At 63.5% G+C, this 21,926-nt stretch carries 21 protein-coding genes; 12 read left to right on the top strand and 9 right to left on the bottom strand.

Translation table 11 applies throughout. The features are described 5' to 3' along the window. Positions 1 to 125 precede the first annotated feature (125 nt). From QQ992_RS06705 to QQ992_RS06690, 4 genes are all read left to right on the top strand, one after another. Positions 126 to 761: an RluA family pseudouridine synthase gene (locus tag QQ992_RS06705; protein ID WP_011532730.1), complete on the top strand. Its 636-nt coding sequence runs from the start codon at positions 126 to 128 to the stop codon at positions 759 to 761. Positions 762 to 868: 107 nt separating this feature from the next. Then, entirely contained in the window at positions 869 to 2,158 is a 1,290-nt protein-coding gene (locus tag QQ992_RS06700) for a M18 family aminopeptidase (RefSeq protein WP_016715525.1), read from the top strand. A 126-nt stretch (positions 2,159 to 2,284) separates the two neighbouring features. Further along, on the top strand, positions 2,285 to 2,452 hold the full coding sequence (locus tag QQ992_RS06695; RefSeq protein ID WP_016715524.1) for a hypothetical protein: 168 nt from the start codon (positions 2,285 to 2,287) through the stop codon (positions 2,450 to 2,452). Positions 2,453 to 2,496: 44 nt separating this feature from the next. Next, the gene (locus QQ992_RS06690; RefSeq protein WP_286112693.1) at positions 2,497 to 4,650 is read left to right on the top strand and encodes a mechanosensitive ion channel family protein; all 2,154 of its coding nucleotides are present in this window, start codon (positions 2,497 to 2,499) and stop codon (positions 4,648 to 4,650) included. A 3-nt stretch (positions 4,651 to 4,653) separates the two neighbouring features. Here the strand turns inward: QQ992_RS06690 and QQ992_RS06685 are convergent, their stop codons facing one another. Further along, entirely contained in the window at positions 4,654 to 5,367 is a 714-nt protein-coding gene (locus tag QQ992_RS06685; RefSeq protein ID WP_105945952.1) for a UTRA domain-containing protein, read from the bottom strand. Positions 5,368 to 5,695: 328 nt separating this feature from the next. Between QQ992_RS06685 and QQ992_RS06680 the strand changes: the two genes are divergently transcribed. From QQ992_RS06680 to QQ992_RS06655, 6 genes are all read left to right on the top strand, one after another. Further along, positions 5,696 to 6,754: an ABC transporter substrate-binding protein gene (locus QQ992_RS06680; protein WP_286112691.1), complete on the top strand. Its 1,059-nt coding sequence runs from the start codon at positions 5,696 to 5,698 to the stop codon at positions 6,752 to 6,754. Between the two features lie 101 nt (positions 6,755 to 6,855). Further along, positions 6,856 to 7,662, top strand: coding sequence for an alkaline phosphatase family protein (locus tag QQ992_RS06675; RefSeq protein ID WP_027609476.1), 807 nt, complete (start codon positions 6,856 to 6,858; stop codon positions 7,660 to 7,662). After that, complete coding sequence (locus QQ992_RS06670; RefSeq protein ID WP_119371010.1) at positions 7,659 to 8,489, top strand: ABC transporter permease; 831 nt, start codon at positions 7,659 to 7,661, stop codon at positions 8,487 to 8,489. Before QQ992_RS06675 ends, QQ992_RS06670 begins: the two co-directional genes overlap by 4 nt. After that, the gene (locus QQ992_RS06665) at positions 8,479 to 9,273 is read left to right on the top strand and encodes an ABC transporter permease (RefSeq protein ID WP_119371011.1); all 795 of its coding nucleotides are present in this window, start codon (positions 8,479 to 8,481) and stop codon (positions 9,271 to 9,273) included. Before QQ992_RS06670 ends, QQ992_RS06665 begins: the two co-directional genes overlap by 11 nt. 1 nt (position 9,274) lies before the next feature. After that, positions 9,275 to 10,264, top strand: a complete 990-nt coding sequence (locus tag QQ992_RS06660) for an ABC transporter ATP-binding protein (RefSeq protein ID WP_016715517.1) — start codon at positions 9,275 to 9,277, stop codon at positions 10,262 to 10,264. A gap of 14 nt (positions 10,265 to 10,278) precedes the next feature. Then, positions 10,279 to 10,932 carry an HAD family hydrolase gene (locus QQ992_RS06655; RefSeq protein ID WP_286112690.1) on the top strand — a complete coding sequence of 218 codons (654 nt, stop codon included), beginning with the start codon at positions 10,279 to 10,281 and terminating at the stop codon, positions 10,930 to 10,932. 117 nt (positions 10,933 to 11,049) lie between these two features. Here the strand turns inward: QQ992_RS06655 and QQ992_RS06650 are convergent, their stop codons facing one another. Next, positions 11,050 to 12,012: an NAD(P)H-quinone oxidoreductase gene (locus QQ992_RS06650; RefSeq protein ID WP_286112689.1), complete on the bottom strand. Its 963-nt coding sequence runs from the start codon at positions 12,010 to 12,012 to the stop codon at positions 11,050 to 11,052. Positions 12,013 to 12,151: 139 nt separating this feature from the next. Here QQ992_RS06650 and QQ992_RS06645 point away from each other — a divergent pair, with 139 nt between their 5' ends. Both QQ992_RS06645 and QQ992_RS06640 read left to right on the top strand, forming a co-directional pair. Further along, complete coding sequence (locus QQ992_RS06645) at positions 12,152 to 14,233, top strand: carboxy terminal-processing peptidase (protein ID WP_177410256.1); 2,082 nt, start codon at positions 12,152 to 12,154, stop codon at positions 14,231 to 14,233. A 118-nt stretch (positions 14,234 to 14,351) separates the two neighbouring features. Beyond that, positions 14,352 to 15,281, top strand: a complete 930-nt coding sequence (locus QQ992_RS06640) for an EAL domain-containing protein (RefSeq protein ID WP_286112687.1) — start codon at positions 14,352 to 14,354, stop codon at positions 15,279 to 15,281. 135 nt (positions 15,282 to 15,416) lie between these two features. Here the strand turns inward: QQ992_RS06640 and QQ992_RS06635 are convergent, their stop codons facing one another. From QQ992_RS06635 to nirB, 7 genes are all read right to left on the bottom strand, one after another. Next, positions 15,417 to 15,785 (bottom strand): hypothetical protein, encoded by a 369-nt coding sequence (locus QQ992_RS06635; RefSeq protein ID WP_016501064.1) that lies wholly within the window; start codon positions 15,783 to 15,785, stop codon positions 15,417 to 15,419. After that, positions 15,782 to 16,117 (bottom strand): helix-turn-helix domain-containing protein, encoded by a 336-nt coding sequence (locus QQ992_RS06630; RefSeq protein WP_119371017.1) that lies wholly within the window; start codon positions 16,115 to 16,117, stop codon positions 15,782 to 15,784. The genes QQ992_RS06635 and QQ992_RS06630 overlap by 4 nt, the downstream gene beginning before the upstream one ends. Before the next feature lie 111 nt (positions 16,118 to 16,228). Further along, positions 16,229 to 16,669 carry a YkvA family protein gene (locus QQ992_RS06625; RefSeq protein WP_016715511.1) on the bottom strand — a complete coding sequence of 147 codons (441 nt, stop codon included), beginning with the start codon at positions 16,667 to 16,669 and terminating at the stop codon, positions 16,229 to 16,231. A 288-nt stretch (positions 16,670 to 16,957) separates the two neighbouring features. Continuing rightward, positions 16,958 to 17,734, bottom strand: coding sequence for a BamJ family beta-barrel-assembly machinery protein (bamJ, locus tag QQ992_RS06620; RefSeq protein ID WP_019097094.1), 777 nt, complete (start codon positions 17,732 to 17,734; stop codon positions 16,958 to 16,960). A 229-nt stretch (positions 17,735 to 17,963) separates the two neighbouring features. Further along, entirely contained in the window at positions 17,964 to 18,896 is a 933-nt protein-coding gene (gene pcaQ / locus QQ992_RS06615; RefSeq protein WP_060497591.1) for a pca operon transcription factor PcaQ, read from the bottom strand. Positions 18,897 to 18,950: 54 nt separating this feature from the next. Continuing rightward, a complete protein-coding gene (gene nirD / locus QQ992_RS06610) occupies positions 18,951 to 19,313 on the bottom strand; it encodes a nitrite reductase small subunit NirD (RefSeq protein ID WP_286112684.1) in 363 nt (120 codons plus the stop codon). Then, positions 19,313 to 21,865, bottom strand: coding sequence for a nitrite reductase large subunit NirB (gene nirB, locus QQ992_RS06605; protein ID WP_286112682.1), 2,553 nt, complete (start codon positions 21,863 to 21,865; stop codon positions 19,313 to 19,315). Before nirB ends, nirD begins: the two co-directional genes overlap by 1 nt. Positions 21,866 to 21,926 lie beyond the last annotated feature (61 nt).

Genomic DNA, 21,926 nt, shown 5'->3' with positions numbered 1-21,926 from the left:
TGCAGCCCATCGCGACACAAGGCCGCTCCTACAAGGGAATGCACTCCCCTGTAGGAGCGGCCTTGTGTCGCGATGGGCCGCAAAGCGGCCCCAATAGCTTTCCCCGATTTAACAGAGACCACGCAATGCCGCTGTCCAACATCCAGATCCTGCACGAAGACGCCGCCATCCTGGTGATCAACAAACCGACCCTGCTGCTGTCGGTGCCTGGCCGCGCCGAAGACAACAAGGACTGCCTGATCACCCGCCTGCAGGAAAACGGCTACCCCGATGCGCTGATCGTGCACCGCCTGGACTGGGAAACCTCCGGCATCATCCTGCTGGCCCGCGATGCCGACAGCCACCGCGAGCTGTCCCGCCAGTTTCACGACCGCGAAACCGAAAAGGCCTACACCGCATTGTGCTGGGGCCAACCGGCGCTGGACAGCGGCAGCATCGACCTGCCACTGCGCTACGACCCGCCAACCAAGCCACGGCATGTGGTGGACCACGAGCAGGGCAAGCATGCGCTGACCTTCTGGCGCATCGTCGAACGTTGCGGTGACTACTGCCGAGTGGAATTGACGCCGATTACCGGGCGTTCGCACCAGTTGCGCGTGCACATGCTGTCGATCGGGCATCCGCTGCTGGGTGACCGGCTGTATGCCAACCCCGAAGCACTGGCGGCACATGAGCGGCTGTGCCTGCATGCATCCATGCTGAGCTTTACCCACCCGGTGTCCGGGGAACGGTTGAAGTTCGAGTGCCCAGCACCCTTCTGAATGTTTAGTGTCTGCACAGGCCTCTTCGCGGCTTTAGCCGCGAAGAGGCAGACACAATTTGTCGACTTAATACGCTAAACTCGCGCCACTGCTGTCTGGAGTGAGCTATGCGCGACGCACTGAATTCTGGCCTTATCGACTTCCTCAAGGCCTCCCCCACGCCCTTCCACGCCACCGCCAGCCTGGCCCAGCGCCTGGAAGCGGCCGGCTACCAGCGCCTGGACGAGCGTGACAGCTGGGCCACCGTGCCTGGCGGCCGCTATTACGTCACCCGTAACGACTCCTCGATCATTGCCATCAAGCTGGGCAAGCAAGCCCCCCTGCTGAACGGCATCCGCATGGTCGGCGCCCACACCGACAGCCCGTGCCTGCGGGTGAAACCGCAGCCCGAGCTGCAGCGCCAGGGCTTCCTGCAACTGGGTGTCGAGGTGTATGGCGGTGCCCTGCTGGCGCCATGGTTCGACCGCGACCTGTCGCTGGCCGGGCGCGTTACCTACCGCCGTGACGGCAAGGTTGAAAGCCAGCTGATCGACTTCAAGCTGCCGATCGCGATCATCCCCAACCTGGCCATTCACCTGAACCGCACCGCCAATGAAGGCTGGGCGATCAACCCGCAGAACGAGCTACCGCCCATCCTCGCCCAAGTGGCCGGAGACGAGCGCATCGACTTCCGCGCCCTGCTCACCGAGCAACTGGCCCGCGAGCACGAGCTGATCGCCGACGTGGTGCTGGATTACGAGCTGAGCTTCTACGACACCCAGGACGCCGCACTGGTCGGCCTGAACGGCGACTTCATCGCCGGCGCCCGCCTGGACAACCTGCTGTCGTGCTACGCCGGCCTGCAAGCCTTGCTGGCCGCCGACAGTGATGAAACCTGCGTGCTGGTGTGCAACGACCACGAAGAAGTCGGCAGCTGCTCGGCCTGCGGCGCCGATGGCCCGATGCTGGAGCAGACCCTGCAGCGCCTGCTGCCGGATGGCGACGCCTACGTGCGCACCATTCAGCGCTCGCTGATGGTGTCGGCGGACAACGCCCACGGCGTGCACCCCAACTACGCCGACAAGCACGACGGCAACCACGGGCCGAAACTGAATGCCGGGCCGGTGATCAAGGTGAACAACAACCAGCGCTACGCCACCAACAGCGAAACCGCCGGGTTCTTCCGCCACCTGTGCATGGCCGAGGAAGTGCCGGTGCAGAGCTTTGTGGTGCGCAGCGACATGGGCTGTGGTTCGACCATCGGGCCGATCACCGCCAGCCACCTGGGTGTGCGCACGGTGGACATCGGGCTGCCGACCTTTGCCATGCATTCGATTCGTGAACTGTGCGGCAGCCATGACCTGGCGCACCTGGTGAAGGTGCTGACTGCCTTCTACCGTAGCCGCGAGTTGCCTTGATGTAGAGAGGTCCGGCCCTATCGCGGGTTTATCCGCGAAAGGGTCGGACCTGCTCAAGGTCAATCCCGCCTCGCTTGCCAAGCGCTATGCTTGATACATGGCCCCACTGCAAAAGGATTGCTGTCCATGTCCCCGTTTCTGTCCCTGTTCGTGCCGGTGTTCCTGTTCCTGATGCTGCTGACCATCGGCTTCAGCATGCGCGAACGCAATATCGGTGTACTGATGATGTGGATCGGCACCTTGGGTATCTTCGGCCTCACCTGCTGGAAGATCCTTGAGAAACTGCCGTCATAAACCTCTACACTCGGTCAATCGTTTGACCTGAGGTAGATTTGCCAGTGCCTGCCCTCCTGCGTTACCTGTTCCTGCTGCTGTTGCTGTTCATCACCCCGGTACAGGCGGCGGGCCTGCCTGGCCTGCTGGGTGGCAGTGCGCCTGCGCAACCGGAGGCCACCGAGCCGCTGGGCAAGTCGCTGGACGAGGTGATCAAGAACCTCGAAAACGACCAACAGCGGGCCAAGCTGCTGGCCGACCTGAAAAAGCTGCGCGACGCGACCAGGCAGTCGCAACCCAGCGTCGAACAGGGCGTGCTCGGGCTGATCGGCGGCGCCCTGCATGACTTCGAAAAACAGTTCAGCGGTGATGCCAGCCCGTTCCATCGCTGGGCGGCGGAAATCGAACAGGCCCAGGCGGAACTGACCGAACTGATGGTGCCGGTGCACCAGTGGCCAGCCATCCTGTTCGGCTTTGCCGCCGTCATTGCCGTATGGAGTGTGCTGGCCTATGCCTTCAACTGGGTCGGCCACCGGATACGCCTGCGCTTTGGCCTGAGCGAAGAACTGCCGCAACACCCGCGCACCTGGGACCTGGTGCGCTTTGCCTTGCGCAAGCTCGGCCCATGGCTGGTGGCGCTGGTATTCACCGTTTACCTGAGCTTCGTGCTGCCGCCGTCGCTGGGCAAATCGCTGGCCATGGTGCTGGCCTACGCACTGGTCGTGGGCACTTGCTTCTCGGCCATCTGCGTCATCGCCTTCTCGCTGCTGGACGGCCCGCACCGCCACCGCGCCCTGCACATCCTGCGGCGCCAGGCATTCCGCCCGTTGTGGCTGATCGGCAGCTTCGCTGCGTTTGGCGAGGCCATGAGCGACCCGCGCATGCTGGTTGCACTGGGTACCCACCTGGCCCATGCCTTGGCCACCCTGGCCAACGTCATCGCCGCGCTGTGCACCGGGCTGTTCATCCTGCGCTTTCGCCGCCCCATCGCCCACCTGATCCGCAACCAGCCGCTGTCGCGGCGCCTGACCCGGCGCACCCTGAGCGACACCATCGAAATTCTCGGCAGCTTCTGGTTCATTCCGGCACTGATTCTGGTGGCCGTCTCGCTGTTCGCCACCTTCGTCTCGGCGGGCGACACCAGCACCGCCCTGCGCCAATCACTGATGTGCACGGTGCTGGTGGTGGTGTGCATGGTGCTGAACGGCCTGGTACGCCGCCATGCTGCCAACCCCAAACGCGCCAACAAGCGCCAGGCCGTGTATGCCGAGCGCCTGCGCAACTTCGGCTACCTGCTGGTACACCTGTTCATCTGGCTGGTATTCATCGAGCTGGGCCTGCGCGTGTGGGGCCTGTCGATGATCAGCTTCGCAGAGGGCGACGGCCACGACATCAGCCTGCGCCTGCTGGGCCTTGCCGGCACACTGATCGTCGCCTGGCTGGTGTGGATCCTTGCCGACACCGCCGTGCACCATGCCCTGGTGCGCTCGCGCCGGGGCCTGGCCAACGCCCGTGCGCAAACCATGATGCCGTTGATCCGCAACGTGATGTTCGTGGTCATCTTCATCATCGCGGTGATCGTCGCCCTGGCCAACATGGGCATGAACGTCACCCCGCTGCTGGCCGGTGCCGGTGTGATCGGCCTGGCCATCGGCTTTGGCGCGCAGTCGCTGGTGGCGGACCTGATCACCGGGCTGTTCATCATCATCGAGGACTCGCTGGCCATCGACGACTACGTGGACGTGGGTGGGCACCTGGGCACGGTGGAGGGGCTGACCATTCGTACCGTGCGCCTGCGGGACATTGACGGCATCGTGCATACCATCCCGTTCAGCGAGATCAAGAGCATCAAGAACTACTCGCGGGAGTTTGGCTATGCGATTTTCCGTGTGGCGATTCCGCACAGCATGAACATCGACCAGGCGATCACGCTGATTCGCGAGGTGGGGCAAAAGCTGCGCAATGACCCGCTGATGCGCCGCAACATCTGGTCGCCACTGGAACTGCAAGGGGTGGAGAGTTTCGAGTCGGGGTCGGCGATTTTGCGGGCGCGGTTCAAGACGGCGCCGATCAAGCAGTGGGAAGTGTCGCGGGCCTTCAACCTGGCGCTGAAGCGGCAGCTGGATGAGGCAGGGCTGGACTTGGCGACACCACGGTTGTCGGTGCAGGTGGTGACTGCGGGTGGCGGTGGAATGGCGCAATCCGGCGCCTCCAGCTAGGCCCTAACCCGCCACGGCACGAATACGAATGGCATCATGCCGCCAATACTCCAGGTCACAGTCGATCAGGTGCCCGTGCTGATCACTGTTGACCCGGGTGATGTGCAGCCCCGGGCTGCCCGCCGACACCTTCAACGCCCCCGCCGCCTCTACCGGCAACGCCGTCGGCAGGATCTCGAAGCACACCTGCCCGTACCGGATGCCATACACCCGCCCATAAATCTCGGTAAGCGATTGCGCCAGGTCCTGTTCGAGAATCCCCGGAAAGTACCGGGGGTTGAGGTAATGCTCGGCATACAGCACCGCCCGCCCATCGATCCGCCGTAACCGGCAGATACGCACCACACTGGACAAGGCCGGAAGCTGCAAGCGTGCGCAGATGGCCGCCGAGGCTGGCTGCAAGCGCGCCGACAGCAGCTCGGTACTGGCCACCCGCCCTTGGTCGCGCACCATGGCATGGAAGTGACTGCGTTCGATCAGGTCGTAGGTCAGCCGCTCGGGCGCAACGAACCAGCCGCGGCGTTCTTCACGGTAGATCAGGCCCTGGGCCTCCAGCTGCGCCAGCGCCTCACGCAGGGTGATGCGCGTCGTGTCGAACACCTCACTGAGTTTGCGCTCGGCCGGCAGCTTGCCCCCCGGGGCCAGCAGGCCGTGCTCGATCTGCTCCTGCAGGGCATGGCAGATGGCTGTTACCGCACGCGGTGGCATCGACTGCATCAAAGGTTACCTATCTGGACTAGTCCAGCCCCATAACAGGGCACCTGGAGAATAGTGCAAGCCTAGGCAGGGCTGATGAACATCCCGTGACAACGCTGCAACCGTGCCGTTGCCAGAATCGGGCCAGCCCAGCAAAACCGGGGGTTCACCATGGTCTACGCTGTAGAGCCAAGGGCCTTTGACACGCTGAGCGCGCCCTTCCCTACATCAAACTGTCACGCAAGCGGCCTACCTTGGCTCAAGGTTTGCTGACCTAGACCAAAGGTTCCAGGCAACGGCTTCACTCATAACAACGATCGTAAAAAGGCACCCACCCAAGGAGCTACGGATGAAAAAGTTGTTCATGGCGTCACTGCTCGGTTCGGCTATCGCGTTCTGCACCTCGGCCATGGCCGCGGACCTCAAGGCCCTGGAAGACGCCGCCCGCAAGGAAGGCACCGTCAACAGCGTGGGCATGCCCGATGCCTGGGCCAACTGGAAAGGCACCTGGGAAGACCTGGCCAGCAAGTACGGCCTCAAGCACAGCGACACCGACATGAGCTCGGCCCAGGAAATTGCCAAGTTCGAAGCCGAGAAGGACAACGCCAGCGCCGACATCGGCGACGTGGGTGCCGCCTTCGGCCCCATCGCCGTGACCAAGGGCGTGAGCCAGCCGTACAAGCCGAGCACCTGGGACCAGGTGCCGGACTGGGCCAAGGACAAGGACGGCCACTGGGCGCTGGCCTATACCGGCACCATTGCCTTCATCATCAACAAGGACCTGGTGAAGGAAGGCGACCGCCCGGCTTCCTGGCATGACCTGGAAAAAGGCAAGTACAAAGTCGCCATCGGCGACGTCGGTACCGCCGCCCAGGCGGCCAACGGCGTGCTGGCTGCAGCCATTGCCTACAAAGGTGACGAAAGCAACGTGGCGCCGGGCTTACAGCTGTTCACCAAGCTGGCCCAACAGAAGCGCCTGTCGCTGGCCAACCCGACCATCCAGACCCTGGAAAAGGGCGAGGTGGAAGTCGGCGTGGTGTGGGACTTCAACGGCCTGAGCTACCGCGAGCAGATCGACCCCAAGCGCTTTGAAGTGCTGATCCCGTCGGACGGTACGGTGATCTCCGGCTATACCACCATCATCAACAAGTACGCCAAGCACCCCAATGCGGCCAAGCTGACGCGTGAATACATCTTCAGCGATGCCGGGCAGATCAACCTGGCCAAGGGGCATGCCCGGCCGATCCGTGCCGAGCACCTGACGCTGCCGGCGGACGTGCAGGCCAAGTTGCTGCCGAACGAGCAGTACAAGGCGGCGCAGCCGATCAAGAATGCCGAAGCCTGGGAAGCCACCTCGAAGAAACTGCCGCAGATGTGGCAAGAGCAAGTGATCATCGAGATGGAATGAAGCAGCTGTAAGCTGCTAGCTTCGAGCTGCAAGTAGAAGCGGATCTGCTTTTACTTGCAGCTTGAGGCTTGCAGCTTGTCGCTTGACCAACTGGAGCCACCATGCAACACAACGTCATCCTGGTCCTGCTGGACGGTCTCAACTACCAGGTCGCCCACCACGCCATGGGCCACCTGCACGCCTACGTCGAGGCCGACCGTGCCGCGCTGTACCGCGTGGAATGCGAACTGCCGTCGCTGTCGCGGCCGCTGTACGAGTGCATCCTCACCGGCGTGCCCCCCATCGACAGCGGCATCGTGCACAACAACGTCAACCGCCTGTCCAACCAGCGCAGCGTGTTCCACTACGCCCGCGAGGCCAACCTGGGCACCGCAGCAGCGGCCTATCACTGGATGAGCGAGCTGTATAACCGCTCACCCTTCGACCCGCAGCGCGACCGCCACACCCACGCGCCGAAGCTGCCGATCCAGCATGGGTTGTTCTACTGGGACGACCGCTACCCCGACTCGCACCTGCTGGCCGACGGTGAGTACCTGCGCCGCCGCCACGCACCCAACTTCCTGTTGGTGCACCCGATGAGCATCGACGACGTCGGCCACCGCCACGGCCTGGACAGCAGCCAGTACCGCAACGCCGCACGCAGCGCCGACATCCTGCTGGCCGACTACCTGCCAGGCTGGCTGGAAGAGGGTTACCAGGTGCTGGTCACCGCCGACCACGGCATGAACAACGATCGCTCGCACAATGGGCTGCTGACCGAAGAGCGCGAAGTGCCGCTGTTCGTCTTTGGCGACGCCTTCAGCCTGGACCCGGCGGCCAAGCCGCTGCAGACCGAGCTGTGCGGGACCATCTGTGAACTGCTGGGCGCCGCGCACGACAAGACGGTGTGCCGGGAGTTGCTCAAGTGAACCGTGGTCGCTATCTGGCCCTGCTCTGCCTGCTGCCGTTCGCCGTGTTCTTCGTCATCTTCCAGGTCGCCCCGCTGGCCTGGGTGGCGATCAACAGCCTGCAATCGGAGGCGGGCTGGGGCGTGGACAACTTCAGCAAGGTGTTCACCTCGAAGTTCTATTTGCAAGCGCTGCAACGCAGCCTGGAGATCAGCTTCTGGTCGAGCCTGTTCGGCATCGTCATCGCCACCCTCGGCGCCTACTCGCTGCGCCAGGTGGACTCGAAACTGCGCGATTTCGTCAGCGCCTTCGCCAACATGACCAGCAACTTTGCCGGGGTGCCGCTGGCGTTCGCCTTCATCATCCTGCTCGGTTTCAACGGTGCACTGACCCTGCTGCTGAAGCAGATCGGCCTGCTGGAAGACTTCAGCATCTATTCCAAGAGCGGCCTGATCCTGGTGTACACCTACTTCCAGATTCCGCTGGGTGTGTTGCTGCTGTACCCCGCCTTCGACGCCCTGCGTGAAGACTGGCGCGAGTCGGCCGCGCTGCTGGGCGCCAGCCACTGGCAATACTGGCGGCACATCGGCCTGCCGGTACTCACCCCGGCACTGCTGGGCACCTTCGTCATCCTGCTGGCCAACGCGCTCGGTGCCTATGCCACCGTGTACGCGCTGACCACCGGCAATTTCAACGTACTGCCGATCCGTATCGCTGGCCTGGTGGCCGGCGACATCAGCCTCGACCCGAACCTGGCCAGCGCCCTTGCGATGGTGCTGGTGGGGCTGATGACGCTGGTCACGGTGGTGCACCAATGGCTGTTGAAGAGGAGCTACCATGCGCGCTGACGCCCGTTCCGGCGGCTGGTACCACCGCGCCGTGGTCTACCTGCTGTTCCTGATCCTGCTGCTGCCACTGGCCGGCACCCTGCTCTACTCGCTGGCCACCAGCTGGTCTGCCAGCCTGCTGCCCAGCGGCCTGACCCTGAAATGGTATGTGGCGCTGTGGAGCGAGCCACGCTTCCTGGCCGCTTTCGGCCAGTCGTTGCTGGTGTGCGTGGGCGCACTGCTGCTGTCGGTGGTGCTGATTCTGCCGCTGCTGTTCGTGGTGCATTACCACTTTCCCAGGCTGGACGCGCTGATGAACATTCTCATCCTGCTGCCCTTCGCGGTGCCGCCGGTGGTGTCGTCGGTGGGGCTGTTGCAGCTGTACGGCAGCGGGCCGATGGCCATGGTCGGCACGCCGTGGATCCTGATCGGCTGCTACTTCACCATCGCCCTGCCGTTCATGTACCGGGCCATCACCAACAACCTGCAAGCCATCAACCTGCGCGACCTGATGGACGCTGCCCAACTGCTGGGCGCCAGCACCTGGCAGGCCGCGCTGCTGGTAGTGCTGCCGAACCTGCGCAAGGGCCTGATGGTGGCGTTGCTGCTGTCGTTTTCGTTCCTGTTTGGCGAGTTCGTGTTCGCCAACCTGCTGGTCGGCACCCGTTACGAGACCCTGCAGGTGTACCTGAACAACATGCGCAACAGCAGCGGCCACTTCAACAGTGCGCTGGTGATCTCCTATTTCGCCTTCGTGCTGGTACTGACCTGGGTCGCCAACCGCCTGAACAAGGACAAGACCTGACATGAGCTTCGTCAGCGTACAGAAACTGCAAAAAAGCTACGCCGGCAGCCCGGTGTTCGAGAACATCGACTGCCACATCGAACGCGGCGAGTTCGTCACCCTGCTGGGCCCGTCCGGTTGCGGCAAGTCCACCTTGCTGCGCTGCATCGCCGGGCTGACCCCGGTGGACAGCGGGCAGATCCTGCTGGACGGCCACGACATCGTGCCCGTGAGCCCGCAAAAGCGTGGCATCGGCATGGTGTTCCAGAGCTATGCGCTGTTCCCCAACATGACCGTGGAGCAGAACGTGGCCTTTGGCCTGCGCATGCAGAAGGTCAAGGCCGATGAGAGCCAGGTACGGGTGCGCGAGGCACTGGACCTGGTGGAGCTGGGCAGCTTCGCCGGGCGTTACCCGCACCAGTTGTCTGGCGGCCAATGCCAGCGCGTGGCCCTGGCCCGTTCGCTGGTCACCCGCCCTCGCCTGCTGCTGCTCGACGAGCCGCTGTCGGCACTGGATGCGCGTATTCGCAAGCACCTGCGTGAGCAGATCCGGGCCATCCAGCGCGAGCTGGGGCTGACCACCATCTTCGTCACCCACGACCAGGAAGAAGCGCTGACGATGTCCGACCGCATCTTCCTGATGAACCAGGGGCGCATCGTCCAGAGCGGCGATGCCGAAACCCTCTATACCGCGCCGGTGGACCTGTTTGCCGCCGGCTTTATCGGCAACTACAACCTGCTCGATGCCGACAGCGCCAGCCGCCTGCTGCAACGCCCGGTGGCCAGCCGCCTGGCGATCCGCCCGGAGTCGATCACACTGGGCATACACGGCGAACTGGACGCCCAGGTACGCAGCCACAGCTTGCTGGGCAACGTGATCCGCTACCGCGTGCAAGTGCGCGACGTGGAGCTGGTGGTCGACGTGCTCAACCGCTCGCCGGCCGACCTGCACGCGGACGGAAAACGGGTAAGCTTGTCGATCGACCCCACGGCGCTGCGGGAAGTGGCCTAAGGAGATTCAACACGATGGCACTGGCAATTTTCGATCTGGACGAAACCCTGATCCACGGCGACTGCGCGTCGCTGTGGAGCGAGCAGATGGCCCGGCTGGGCTGGGTCGACGGCAAGGACTTCCTGCGCCGCGACCGTGAACTGATGGAAGCCTACGGCAAGGGCCACCTGCAGATGGAGGACTACATGGCCTTCAGCCTGGAGCCGATGGCCGGGCGCACCCTGGAAGAAGTCGAGCATCTGGTTGAGCCGTGGGTTGAAGAGGTGATCGAGCCGATCATCTATGGCGACGCCTGCCGCTGCATTGCCGAACACCGCAAGCGCGGGGACCGTATCCTGATCATTTCCGCTTCGGGTACGCACCTGGTCGGGCCGATTGCGGCACGCCTGGGGGTGGACGAATACCTGGCGATCGAGCTGGAGGCGGTGAACGGGGTGTATACCGGCAAGACCCATGGGGTGCTGACGTATCGCGAAGGCAAGATTACGCGGCTGCTGGAGTGGCTGGATCAGGAACAGGAGAATCTGGAGGGGGCGAGTTTCTATTCCGATTCACGGAATGATTTGCCGTTGTTGTTGAAGGTGGATCATCCGCATGTGGTGAACCCGGATGCGGTACTCAGGGAGCATGCCGAGAAAAATGGCTGGCCGGTCTTGAGCTGGAGCTGATGGCCATGGGGGCGCTTTGCGCCCCTTTCGCGACACAAGGCCGCTCCTACAGGAGATCGCATTCCCTTGTAGGAGCGGCCTTGTGTCGCGATGGGCTGCAAAGCAGCCCCGGCAATGTCAAGTCAAGCCAGGGTCTATGATCATCACCAACTTGCCCGACACCTGATTGCTCTCAAGCTCCGCATACGCCGCCTGGGCAAACTCCACCGGGTAGGTATCAACCAGTTGCGGCGACAAGCGCCCTTCGGCAAACAGCGGCCACACCTGCTGTTGCAGTTCGCGCAGCAGCTCGGCCTTGAAGCCGTCATCGCGGTTGCGCAGCGTGGAGCCGGTAATCTCCAGGCGCTTGCCCAGCACCAGCGCCAGGTCCAGCTCGAACTTGCGCCCCCCCATCAGGCCAATGATCACCCAGCGCCCGTCGCGGGCCAGCAGCTTGAGGTTGAGCTCGCCGTAGCTGGCGCCCACCGGGTCGAGAATCACGTCGAACGGGCCGAAGCCTTCCAGCGCGTCCAGGTTTTCGTTACGTACCACGCCCCCTGTCGCGCCCAGCGCTTCACAGTAGGCCAGGCGATCCGGTGAGCCGACACTGACCCACACCGGGCTGCCAAACGCCTTGCACAGCTGGATGGCGGCCGAGCCCACACCACTGGCGCCAGCATGCACCAGCACCTTCTCGCCAGCCTTCACAGCACCGAGCTGGAAGATGTTCAACCAGGCGGTGGCATACACCTCTGGCAACGCCGCGGCTTCATGCAGGCTCAGGCCCTCGGGCACGGGCAGCACGTGACGCGCATCGACCACCACTTCCTCGGCCATGGCGCCACTGGCCAACAGCGCGCACACACGGTCGCCCACGCGCCAGTCGGCACCGGCGCCCACTTCCTCAACCACCCCGGCACACTCCAGGCCCATGTACGGGCTGGCGCCTGGCGGTGGCGGGTACAAACCTTTCATCTGCAGCAGATCGGCGCGGTTCAGGCCCGCAGCAGCCACGCGAATGCGCACTTGGCCCGCGTCACAGGCCGGGCGTTCGGCCTCGACCCACTCCACATGTCCGTCAACGCCTTGCAATGCCTTCACAGTGCCTCCATAGTTGAATCATGACTGGGCCTGGGGATGCTTACCTCAGGCTTTTTGCAGTATTTGCCCGGCTCCATGGAACCGGCAACGGAAAAGACGGCCTACTATGCGTGATCAATTGCCTCCACGTCGAATCAGCATGAAGCATTTCCTACCAAGCACCGCCCTCGCCGTCATGATCGGCCTTGGCAGCCTCACGCTCGGCGGCAATGCGGCGGCCGCCAACAAATGGGACAGCCTGCAGCCGGACCGCGACGAGATCGTCGCCAGCCTCAACGTGGTGGAATTGCTCAAACGCCACCACTACAGCAAGCCGCCGCTGGACGATGCGCGTTCGGTCATCATCTACGACAGCTACATCAAGCTGCTGGACCCGGCACGCAGCTACTTCACCGCCGCCGACATTGCCGAGTTCGACAAGTGGAAAACGCAATTCGACGATTTCCTCAAGAGCGGTAACCTGGACCCGGGCTTCACCATCTACAAACGCTACCTCGACCGCGTCAAGCAACGCCTGGACTTCGCCCTGGCCGAGCTGAACAAGGGCGTGGACAAGATCGACTTCACCACCAAGGAAACCTTGCTGATCGACCGCAAGGACGCACCGTGGATGAAGGACCAGGCCGAGCTCGACGACCTGTGGCGCAAGCGCGTGAAAGACGAAGTGCTGCGCCAGAAGATCGCCGGCAAGGAACCCAAGCAGATCCAGGAAACCCTGACCAAGCGCTACAAGAACCAGCTGGCGCGCCTGGACCAGACCCGTGCCGAGGATATCTTCCAGGCCTACATCAACACCTTCGCCCAGTCCTACGACCCGCACACCAACTACCTGTCGCCGGACAACGCCGAAAACTTCGACATCAACATGAGCCTGTCGCTCGAAGGCATCGGTGCGGTGCTGCAAAGCGACAATGACCAGGTCAAGATCGTGCGCCTGGTACCGGCAGGCCCGGCAGCCAAGACCAAGCAAGTGGCCCCGGCCGACAAGATCATCGGCGTGGCCCAGGGCAACAAGGAAATGGTCGACGTGGTCGGCTGGCGCCTGGACGAAGTGGTCAAGCTGATCCGCGGCCCGAAAGGCTCGGTGGTGCGCCTGGAGATCATCCCGGCCAGCAATGCACCTAGCGACCAGACCAGCAAGATCGTGTCGATCACCCGTGAAGCCGTGAAGCTTGAAGAGCAGGCGGCCAAGAAGTCGGTGCTCAAGCTGAAGCAGGACGGGCGTGACTACAAGCTGGGCATCATCGAGATCCCGGCCTTCTACCTGGACTTCAAGGCCTACCGCGCCGGTGACCCTGAGTACAAGAGCACCACGCGTGACGTGAAGAAGCTGCTCACCGAACTGCAGAAAGAGAAAGTCGACGGCGTGGTCATCGACCTGCGCAACAACGGTGGCGGCTCGCTACAGGAAGCCACCGAGCTGACCAGCCTGTTCATCGAAAAAGGCCCGACCGTGCTGGTGCGCAACAGCGACGGCCGCGTCGACGTGCTGGAAGATGAAAACCCGGGCGCCTTCTACAAAGGCCCGCTGGCGTTGCTGGTGAACCGCCTGTCGGCCTCGGCTTCGGAGATTTTCGCCGGTGCCATGCAGGACTACCACCGCGCACTGATCATCGGCGGCCAGACCTTCGGCAAAGGCACCGTGCAGACCATCCAGCCGCTCAACCATGGCGAGCTGAAGCTGACCCTGGCCAAGTTCTACCGGGTTTCCGGGCAGAGCACCCAGCACCAGGGCGTGCTGCCGGACATCGACTACCCGTCGATCATCGACACCAAGGAAATCGGCGAGAGCGCCCTGCCCGAGGCGATGCCATGGGACACCATCCGCCCGGTGGTGAAGCCTGCGGCGGACCCGTTCAAGCCGTTCCTGGCCCAGCTCAAGGCACAGCATGAAGCGCGCAGCGACAAGGATGCCGAGTTCACCTACATTCGCGACCGCCTGGCCCTGACCCAGAAGCTGATGAACGAAAAAACCGTCAGCCTCAACGAGCAGGAGCGCCGTGCGCGCCACGATGACATCGAAGCCAAGCAGCTGGCACTGGAAAACATCCGCCGCAAGGCCAAGGGTGAAGAGCCGCTGAAAGAGCTGAAGAAAGAAGACGAGGACGCGCTGCCGACCGAGGACGAAAACACCAAGCCGGAAGACGACGCCTACCTGTCGGAAACCGGTCGCATCCTGATCGACTATCTCAGTGCCAGCACCAAGGTGGCCAAGAAGTAAGGCGCTGCAACGATGATGGCAGAATAATGTGACCTGTCATCAAACAGTCATCGCGCTGTCGTGAAATACGGGGGCCGGGCATGCAGATGCCCGGCCCTTTCATTTTCAGGAATACGTCATGACCGTTGCCGAACAGCTCAGTGCCTTGAGTGCCATCCTGGCTCAACGCAGTATTCACAGCCTGTTCCAGCCGATCATGTGCCTGAGCGAACAGCGGGTGTTCGGCCATGAAGCGCTGAGCCGTGGCCCGTCCAACAGCCCGCTGCACGCGCCGTTGAACCTGTTTACCATCGCCCGCCAGGCTGGCCGCCTGACCGAACTGGAAGCCGTCTGCCGGGAAAGCGCCTGCCGTCACTTCAGCGAGCAGCAATTGCAGGGCAAGCTGTTTCTCAACATCTCGCCAGAATCGCTGCTGGAGCCACACTACCCGTCCGGCCTGACCCTGAAACTGCTGGAGCAGGTCGGCCTGCCGCCCAGCCGGGTAGTGATCGAGCTGACCGAGCACACCCCCACCGACGACTTCCAGCTCTTGTCCAATGCCCTGCACCACTACCGGGACATGGGCTTTTCGATTGCCATCGACGACCTGGGGGCGGGCTATTCCAGCCTGCGGCTGTGGTCGGAGCTGCGCCCTGAGTACGTGAAGATCGACCGGCACTTCATCGACGGCATCCACCGCGACCCGCTCAAGCGCGAGTTCGTTGGCTCGATCCTGCAGATTGCCCGGGCGTCGAAGGCGCAGGTGATTGCCGAAGGGATCGAGCTTGCGGAGGAACTGGCGGTGCTGAGGGAGATGGGCGTCGACCTTGTGCAGGGGTACCTGCTGGGGCGGCCGCAGGAGTTGGGGGTGCGCGAGCTACCGGTGCTGACGAGCATGCCGCAGGCCGAGCAACCGACAGTGCGGTTGAATGCCACCATTGGGCAGCTGCTGGAGCTGTTTGGGCGGCATCAGCATCTGGATGTATTGGAGGTGGTTGATGCCGATGGCAAGGGTTGTGGATTGATCCACCGGCATGCGCTCCCCCCTACAGCGGTGCAGTACCTGTAGGAGCGGCCTTGTGTCGCGATCGGGCCGCACAGCGGCCCCGGCAATCCATGCCTTGACGCTTAAATCCTGGGGCTGCTGCGCAGCCCGATCGCGACACAAGGCCGCTCCTACAAAGGACAGCGCTGCTACTAACAATCAGGCAGTTTCGGGGTAGCTGTACTCAAACACCCGAACCACCTCGGAAGCATGCCACGACGCCGCCTCCATGCCATCCACCGGCCCGGCAAACCGCCCTAGCCGTTCGACACATTCAAAAAAGCCGGTACGCGGCAAGCGGCTGGCGCCTTGGCTGATCACCAGCGAGCTGCGCAGCGGCTGCTCGGCGCGGGCATCCAGCACCGCCAGGTATTCCAGCGCGGCGGTCAGCGTCTGCATGGCCGGGCTGGGCAGTTGCAAGCGCTCGATCAGCGCTCGGTAGGTCAGCAAGTGACGTTGACGGCGGGCCAGGTCAAGCTCGCCCAGCAGGTTGTCCCAGTGCTGACGGCTGATCCTGACCTGGCTCATGACGGCTCGCTCCAGCCAGCCACCCCCAGGTGCCAGGCCAAGGCGCGGCGGATGGCTGCATCCGGCTGGCGTTCGCCCGATTCGATCATGGCCAGGTAGGCCGGGCTTACCCCGACATTGCGCGCCAGCTGCTCAGGGGCGATGCCCTTGGCCTGGCGAATCTGTGCAACTTCACTGAACGCCGGCAACGGCGCAACGGCGGCGGCGGCCTGTTCGCTGACAACTGCCTCGGCAGGTGCCTGCCCTGCTGCCTTGAGCAGCGCCTGGTACTGCTCCCAGGGAACCACGGCGTACTCGGGCTGACCGTCCCGGCTGATGACCTGAATACCCATTACAAACCCCTTTAAAAAGGATTACAGCATGTAATCCGTAGGCATAACCCTTATGCCAATTATATTACCAACTCCGGGGTCTGTCCGGTTGAGGTGCAGTTCAGGCGGTTTTCACTGCGTATTGCGCTCCAGGCGCAGCGCTTCGGGGCTTGCGGGCAGGCGCTCGACCACACGCAGCCGCTCGGGTGCCTGGCTGTCGCGCCAGGCCCGGAAGCGCGCCAGCTCATCGGCCACGGTCTTCAATACCCAGCCCAGCACTGCAATGTCATCGAGCAAGCCCACGCCCAGCAGCCAGTCGGGGATGGCATCGATAGGGCTGACGAAATACAGCAGGCCGGCCACGATGGTGACCAGGGCCTTGGGACTGATGGCACGGTATTCGCCGCGCCACCATGCCAGGCACAGCGACTGAAGCAGTTTCACGTCCTCGCGCAATTGGCCGATGCGCGGGCCTTTGCGGGCCACGGCGAACAGCAGGGCCGGCAACCGGCCACGGCTGAGCAGGCGCTCGGCCAGGGGCAGGAAACGGGCGAAATTCCAAGGTGCGCTCATGGAGCCTCCACGCGGAACAGGTTATCCACATTTATTGTGGATAACCTTGTGAACAGGGCCACGTTTCTGACCCCGGGTGCCTGCCAGGCAAGGGCCCCGGTCAGATCGGGCGTTTTTTACACAGCCGTTTCAATACGTGGGTAGCTGGCCGCAAACGATTTGCGCCAGAAACATCCTACAGCAACAAGCTGCATTTCCTCGGACAGTATCAGCAGTTACAGGTTCGTCCAATCGTCGTAAACGAAAACGCCCCGTCAGGACGGGGCGTTTTGCAAGAACCTGCCAGTATTACTTGGCGGGTGCTTCAGCGGGCGCTTCTGCAGGAGCTTCGGCCGGGGCCTCGGCTTCCGGCTCGGCGCCTTGCAGCTGGGCCGGGTCTTTGATGGCGATCAGTTCCAGATCGAACACCAGTACCGAGTTGGCCGGGATCAGCGGGCTTGGGCTTTGTGCACCGTAGGCCAGTTCAGCCGGGATGAACAGCTTGTACTTCTCGCCAACGTGCATCAGTTGCAGGCCTTCGACCCAACCCGGGATCACGCCGCTGACGGGCAGGTCGATCGGGCTGCCGCGCTCGACGGAGCTGTCGAACACCTTGCCATCGATCAGCTTGCCTTCGTAGTGGACGGTAACCACGTCAGTAGGCTTGGGCTGCGGGCCATCGGCCTTCTTGACCACTTCGTACTGCAGGCCCGAGGCGGTAGTGACCACGCCTGGTTTCTTGGCGTTTTCTTCGAGGAACTTCTTGCCAGCAGAGGCCGCTTCTTCGCTGGCCTTGGCCAGGCGCTCTTCGGCGCGCTTCTGCAGCGCGGTGAAGGCTTCTACCAGCTCTTCATCCTTGATGCGCTGTTCTTTCTTGCCAACGGCGTCTTCGATACCGAGTGCCACTGCTTTCGAATCAAGGTCTTCCATGCCTTCCTGAGCCAGGCTCTTGCCCATGTTCAGGCCGATACCGTAGGAGGCTTTCTCTGCCGGAGTCTTCAGCTCGGGGCTGCTAGCTTGTTGGTCGCAGCCAGCCAGTACCAAGCCTACCAGGGCAACCGCAGCCGCCAAACGATGCTGTTTCATGCTATTTCCTTGTTCATGCGCCATAAGGGCAATCAGGGTAAAGCCGCGAGCTTAGCAGGCGGCCATGACCAATGGCTACCGGCATAGGAGCGGGTTTTGGTAAGGAAGTTCAGTAGTTAAACGCTTATTCATCAATGCGTTTGCAGCCACTGGCCAGTATTGCCCGGTTGTGTCGGTTTTGCCCGGTTCGGCAGGGGATTTATTTCGTTGAATGCGCAGTGGCCTGCACTCAAGGGTAGTGACCTTCGCGGTATTGCCCCGCGACTTCACGCAGCACCTCGCACACCCACTGCCCCGGCAGGCTCTGCGGCAAGGCGGCATTGCGACAAATGCCCACCGAGCCACCCGGTTCACGCACGCCCAGGTCTAGCTCGACCAGCTCGCCACGGCGCAGGTCGAGCAGCACCGCATCGCGTGGCGCCACCCACAGCCCATCGCTGCCCAGCAGGTAGCGCCGGCTCAGCGCCAGCGACAGGGTTTCCAGGCGCTGCGCCGGCATCTGGATGCCGCATTGTACGAACAGGCTGTCGGCATGCTGGCGGATGGTGGTGCCCGCTGGCGGCAACACCAGCGGATAACGCCCCACCTGGGCCCGCTCGACGGGTGTGCCAGCCAGCAGCGGGTGGCCCGGGCGTACCACCAGACTCATCGACTCGCTGTACAGGTGCTCGAACGACAGGCCCTGGATCTGCGGGCTGTCGGTCATGCGCCCGACCACCAGCTCCAGCTCGCCCAGCCGCAGTTGGCCAAGCAGCTGCGCGCTGACCCCGGTGACCACACTGATCACCAGCGCTTCATGGCGCTGGTGCAGGCGGCACAGCACTTCGGGCATAAGCAGGCCCTCGACCGTCGACAGCACGCCGATGCGCACCTGCGACGGCGCCCGCGCCTCACCACGCAGGCTGCTGACGCCATCGCGCAGGGCCTGCACACTGGGCCCGGCATAACGCATGAAGCGCGTGCCGGCCGGGGTCAGTTCGACACCCTGTCGGCTGCGCGCAAACAGGCGCGTTTCCAGCAGGTCTTCAAGTTCCTTGAGGGTTTTGGAAATGGCCGGCTGGCTGATGGCGAGCACGTCGGCAGCCCTGGCTAGGCTGCCCTGCCGGGCAATCTCCAGAAAGCACAGCAGGTGGCGGTATTTGATGCGGGTGTCGAGGTTCATGCGGCAAGCTTAACGCATTGCCGCATGCAGATAACCTGTGCCGGCCGATGAACATCAGGCCACAGCCAATTCCACAGCCTCACCATTCAAACGCACCGGCCACACCCGCAGCTGTTGCCCGGCGTCCTCCAGGCACACCCCGCTCTTCAGGCTGAAATGCTGTTTGTACAGCGGCGCCGCCACCACCAGCTCGCCCTGCACACTGCCCACCAGCCCACGGCCAATGATATTGGCGCCGGAACGCGGGTCGCGGTTGTCCACCGCGTACAGCGGCTGGGCCTGCCCCGGCAGGTAAAACAGCGCCACCTGGGCCCCGTCGAGCCATACCACCACCCCGGAGTCAGCTACCAGGTCTTGCGCGTGGCACACTGCTTGCCAGTTCTCCCGGGTTTGCACAACAGCATTGGACAGGTTCATCAGACAGCCTCCTCGACAGTGGGGATCAGGTGCAGCGGCGCAGCGGGCCGGCGTTGTTCGCGTTCACGCACGAAGTGCACGTCCGGATCGGCGCGCCGGTCGTTGACGAAGGTGCGGAAGCGCTTGAGCTTTTCCGGATCGTTGAGGGCGTTGGCCCATTCGCATTCGTACTGGTCCACCACATGCTGCATCTGCGCTTCAAGCTCGCCGGCCAGGCCCAGGCTGTCATCGAGGATCACCTGTTTCAGGTAATCCAGCCCGCCCTCCAGGTTCTCGCGCCACACCGAAGTGCGCTGCAGTTTGTCGGCCGTGCGGATGTAGAACATCAGCACGCGGTCGATCAGGCGTACGAGGGTTTCGTCGTCCAGGTCGGTGGCGAACAGCTCGGCATGCCGTGGGCGCATGCCGCCGTTGCCGCACACGTACAGGTTCCAGCCTTTGTCGGTGGCAATCACGCCGATGTCCTTGCTTTGCGCCTCGGCGCATTCGCGGGTGCAGCCCGATACCGCGAACTTGAGCTTGTGCGGGCTGCGCAAACCCTTGTAGCGGTCTTCCAGGCGCAGGGCCATGCCGACACTGTCCTGCACACCGTAGCGGCACCAGGTGCTGCCGACGCACGACTTCACCGTGCGGGTCGACTTGCCATAGGCGTGGCCGGTTTCGAAGCCGGCCTCGATCAGCTCCCCCCAGATCAGCGGCAGTTCGTGCAGCTGGGCGCCGAACAGGTCGATGCGCTGGCCGCCGGTGATCTTGGTGTACAGGTCGTACTTCTTGGCCACCTGGCCAATGACGATGAGCTTGTCAGGGGTAATTTCACCGCCGGGGATGCGCGGCACCACCGAGTAGGTGCCGTTCTTCTGCATGTTGGCCATGAAGGTGTCGTTGGTGTCCTGCAGTGGCACCAGTGCCGGGTCCATGATCGGCTGGTTCCAGCACGAAGCGAGGATGTTGCCCACTGCCGGCTTGCAGATGTCGCACCCCACGTGGCCCTTGCCATGGCGTTCGAGCAGTTCGCTGAACGTGCGGATGCCTTCCACGCGCACCAGCCCGTACAGCTCCTGCCGGGTGTAGGCGAAGTGCTCGCACAGGCTCTTGTCCACCGCGACGCCACGGGCCGTCAGTTCATGCTCGAACACCTGCTTGAGCAAGGCTGCACAACCCCCGCAGCCCGTGGCAGCCTTGGTGCACCCCTTGACTGCGGCAAGGTCGCTGCAGCCGCTGTCGATGGCGGCGCACACCGCACCCTTGCTGACGTTGTGGCAAGAGCAAATGGTCGCGCTGTCCGGCAGTGCATCGGCGCCCAAGGCCGGCGCGCCACCGCCTTGCGGCAGAATCAGCGCGGCCGGGTCGGCCGGCAGGGCGATGCCGTTCTGTGCGTATTGCAGCAGGGTGTCGTAGTAACTGTTGTCACCCACCAGCACCGCGCCGAGCACGCGCTTGCCGCTGGCATCCACCACCAGCCGGCGGTAGGCACTGTTGGCTTCGTCGATGAAGCGGTAGCTGCGTGCCCCTGGTGTAGCACCGTGAGCATCACCGATCGAGCCGACATCCACGCCCAGCAACTTGAGCTTGGTCGACATGTCGGCACCGGTGAACGCGACCGCCGCCTCCCCCGTCAGCAACGCCGCCAGGTTACGCGCCATGCTGTAGCCCGGGGCAACCAGGCCGAACACGCTGCCGTTCCACGAGGCGCACTCACCAATGGCAAAGATGCGCGGGTCGCTGCTGCGGCAGTGGTTGTCGATCACCACCCCGCCACGCGCGGCGATGTCCAGCCCACTGGCACGGCCCAGGGCATCCTGCGGACGAATACCGGCAGAGAACACGATCAGGTCGGTTTCCAGATGCTCGCCGCCCTCGAAGTTCATGCGGTAGCGGTAGGCTTCGCCTTCGCTGATCGACTGGGTGGCGCGTGACAGGTGCACGCCCACGCCCAGCGCTTCGATCTGTGCCTTGAGCGCGGCACCGCCCTCGCCGTCCAGCTGCACCGGCATCAAGCGTGGCGCAAACTCGACCACGTGGGCTTCCAGGCCCAACGATTTGAGTGCGTTGGCGGCTTCCAGGCCAAGCAGGCCACCACCAACCACCACGCCACGGCGGGCACTGGCGGCGGCAGCCCGGATGCCATCGAGGTCGTCGAGGGTGCGGTAGACCAGGCGGGCGTTGCCGCTGGAGCCTTCGATCGGCGGTACGAAGGGGTATGAACCGGTGGCCAGCACCAGTTGGTCGTAGCCGTACCGGCCTTCGGCGGTAACCACTTCGCAGCGCTCGCGGTCGATTTCCAGCACGCATTCGCCAAGGTGCAGGTGCACGCCGTTGGCGGTGTAGAAATCGTGCTCGCACAGGGCCAGGGTTTCGGCACAGCTGCCGCCGAAGTATTCGGACAGGTGTACACGGTCGTAGGCGCGTTGGCGCTCTTCGCCGAACACATGCAGTTCGAAGCGCTCGTGGGCGCCGCGGCTGACCAGTTGCTCGACACAATGGTGGCCGACCATGCCATTGCCGACGATGACCAGTCGCTCTCGTTGCCCGCTGCTCGCTGTTGCCTTCATAAGCCGATCCTCGATCAAAAAAAAGCGCCTGGAGCCGAAGCTCCAGGCGCCTTTGCCTGTA

The sequence above is a fragment of the Pseudomonas kurunegalensis genome (assembly GCF_030291635.1).
Lineage (GTDB): Bacteria > Pseudomonadota > Gammaproteobacteria > Pseudomonadales > Pseudomonadaceae > Aquipseudomonas > Aquipseudomonas monteilii.
This window is presented reverse-complemented; position numbering and strand designations above follow the sequence as displayed.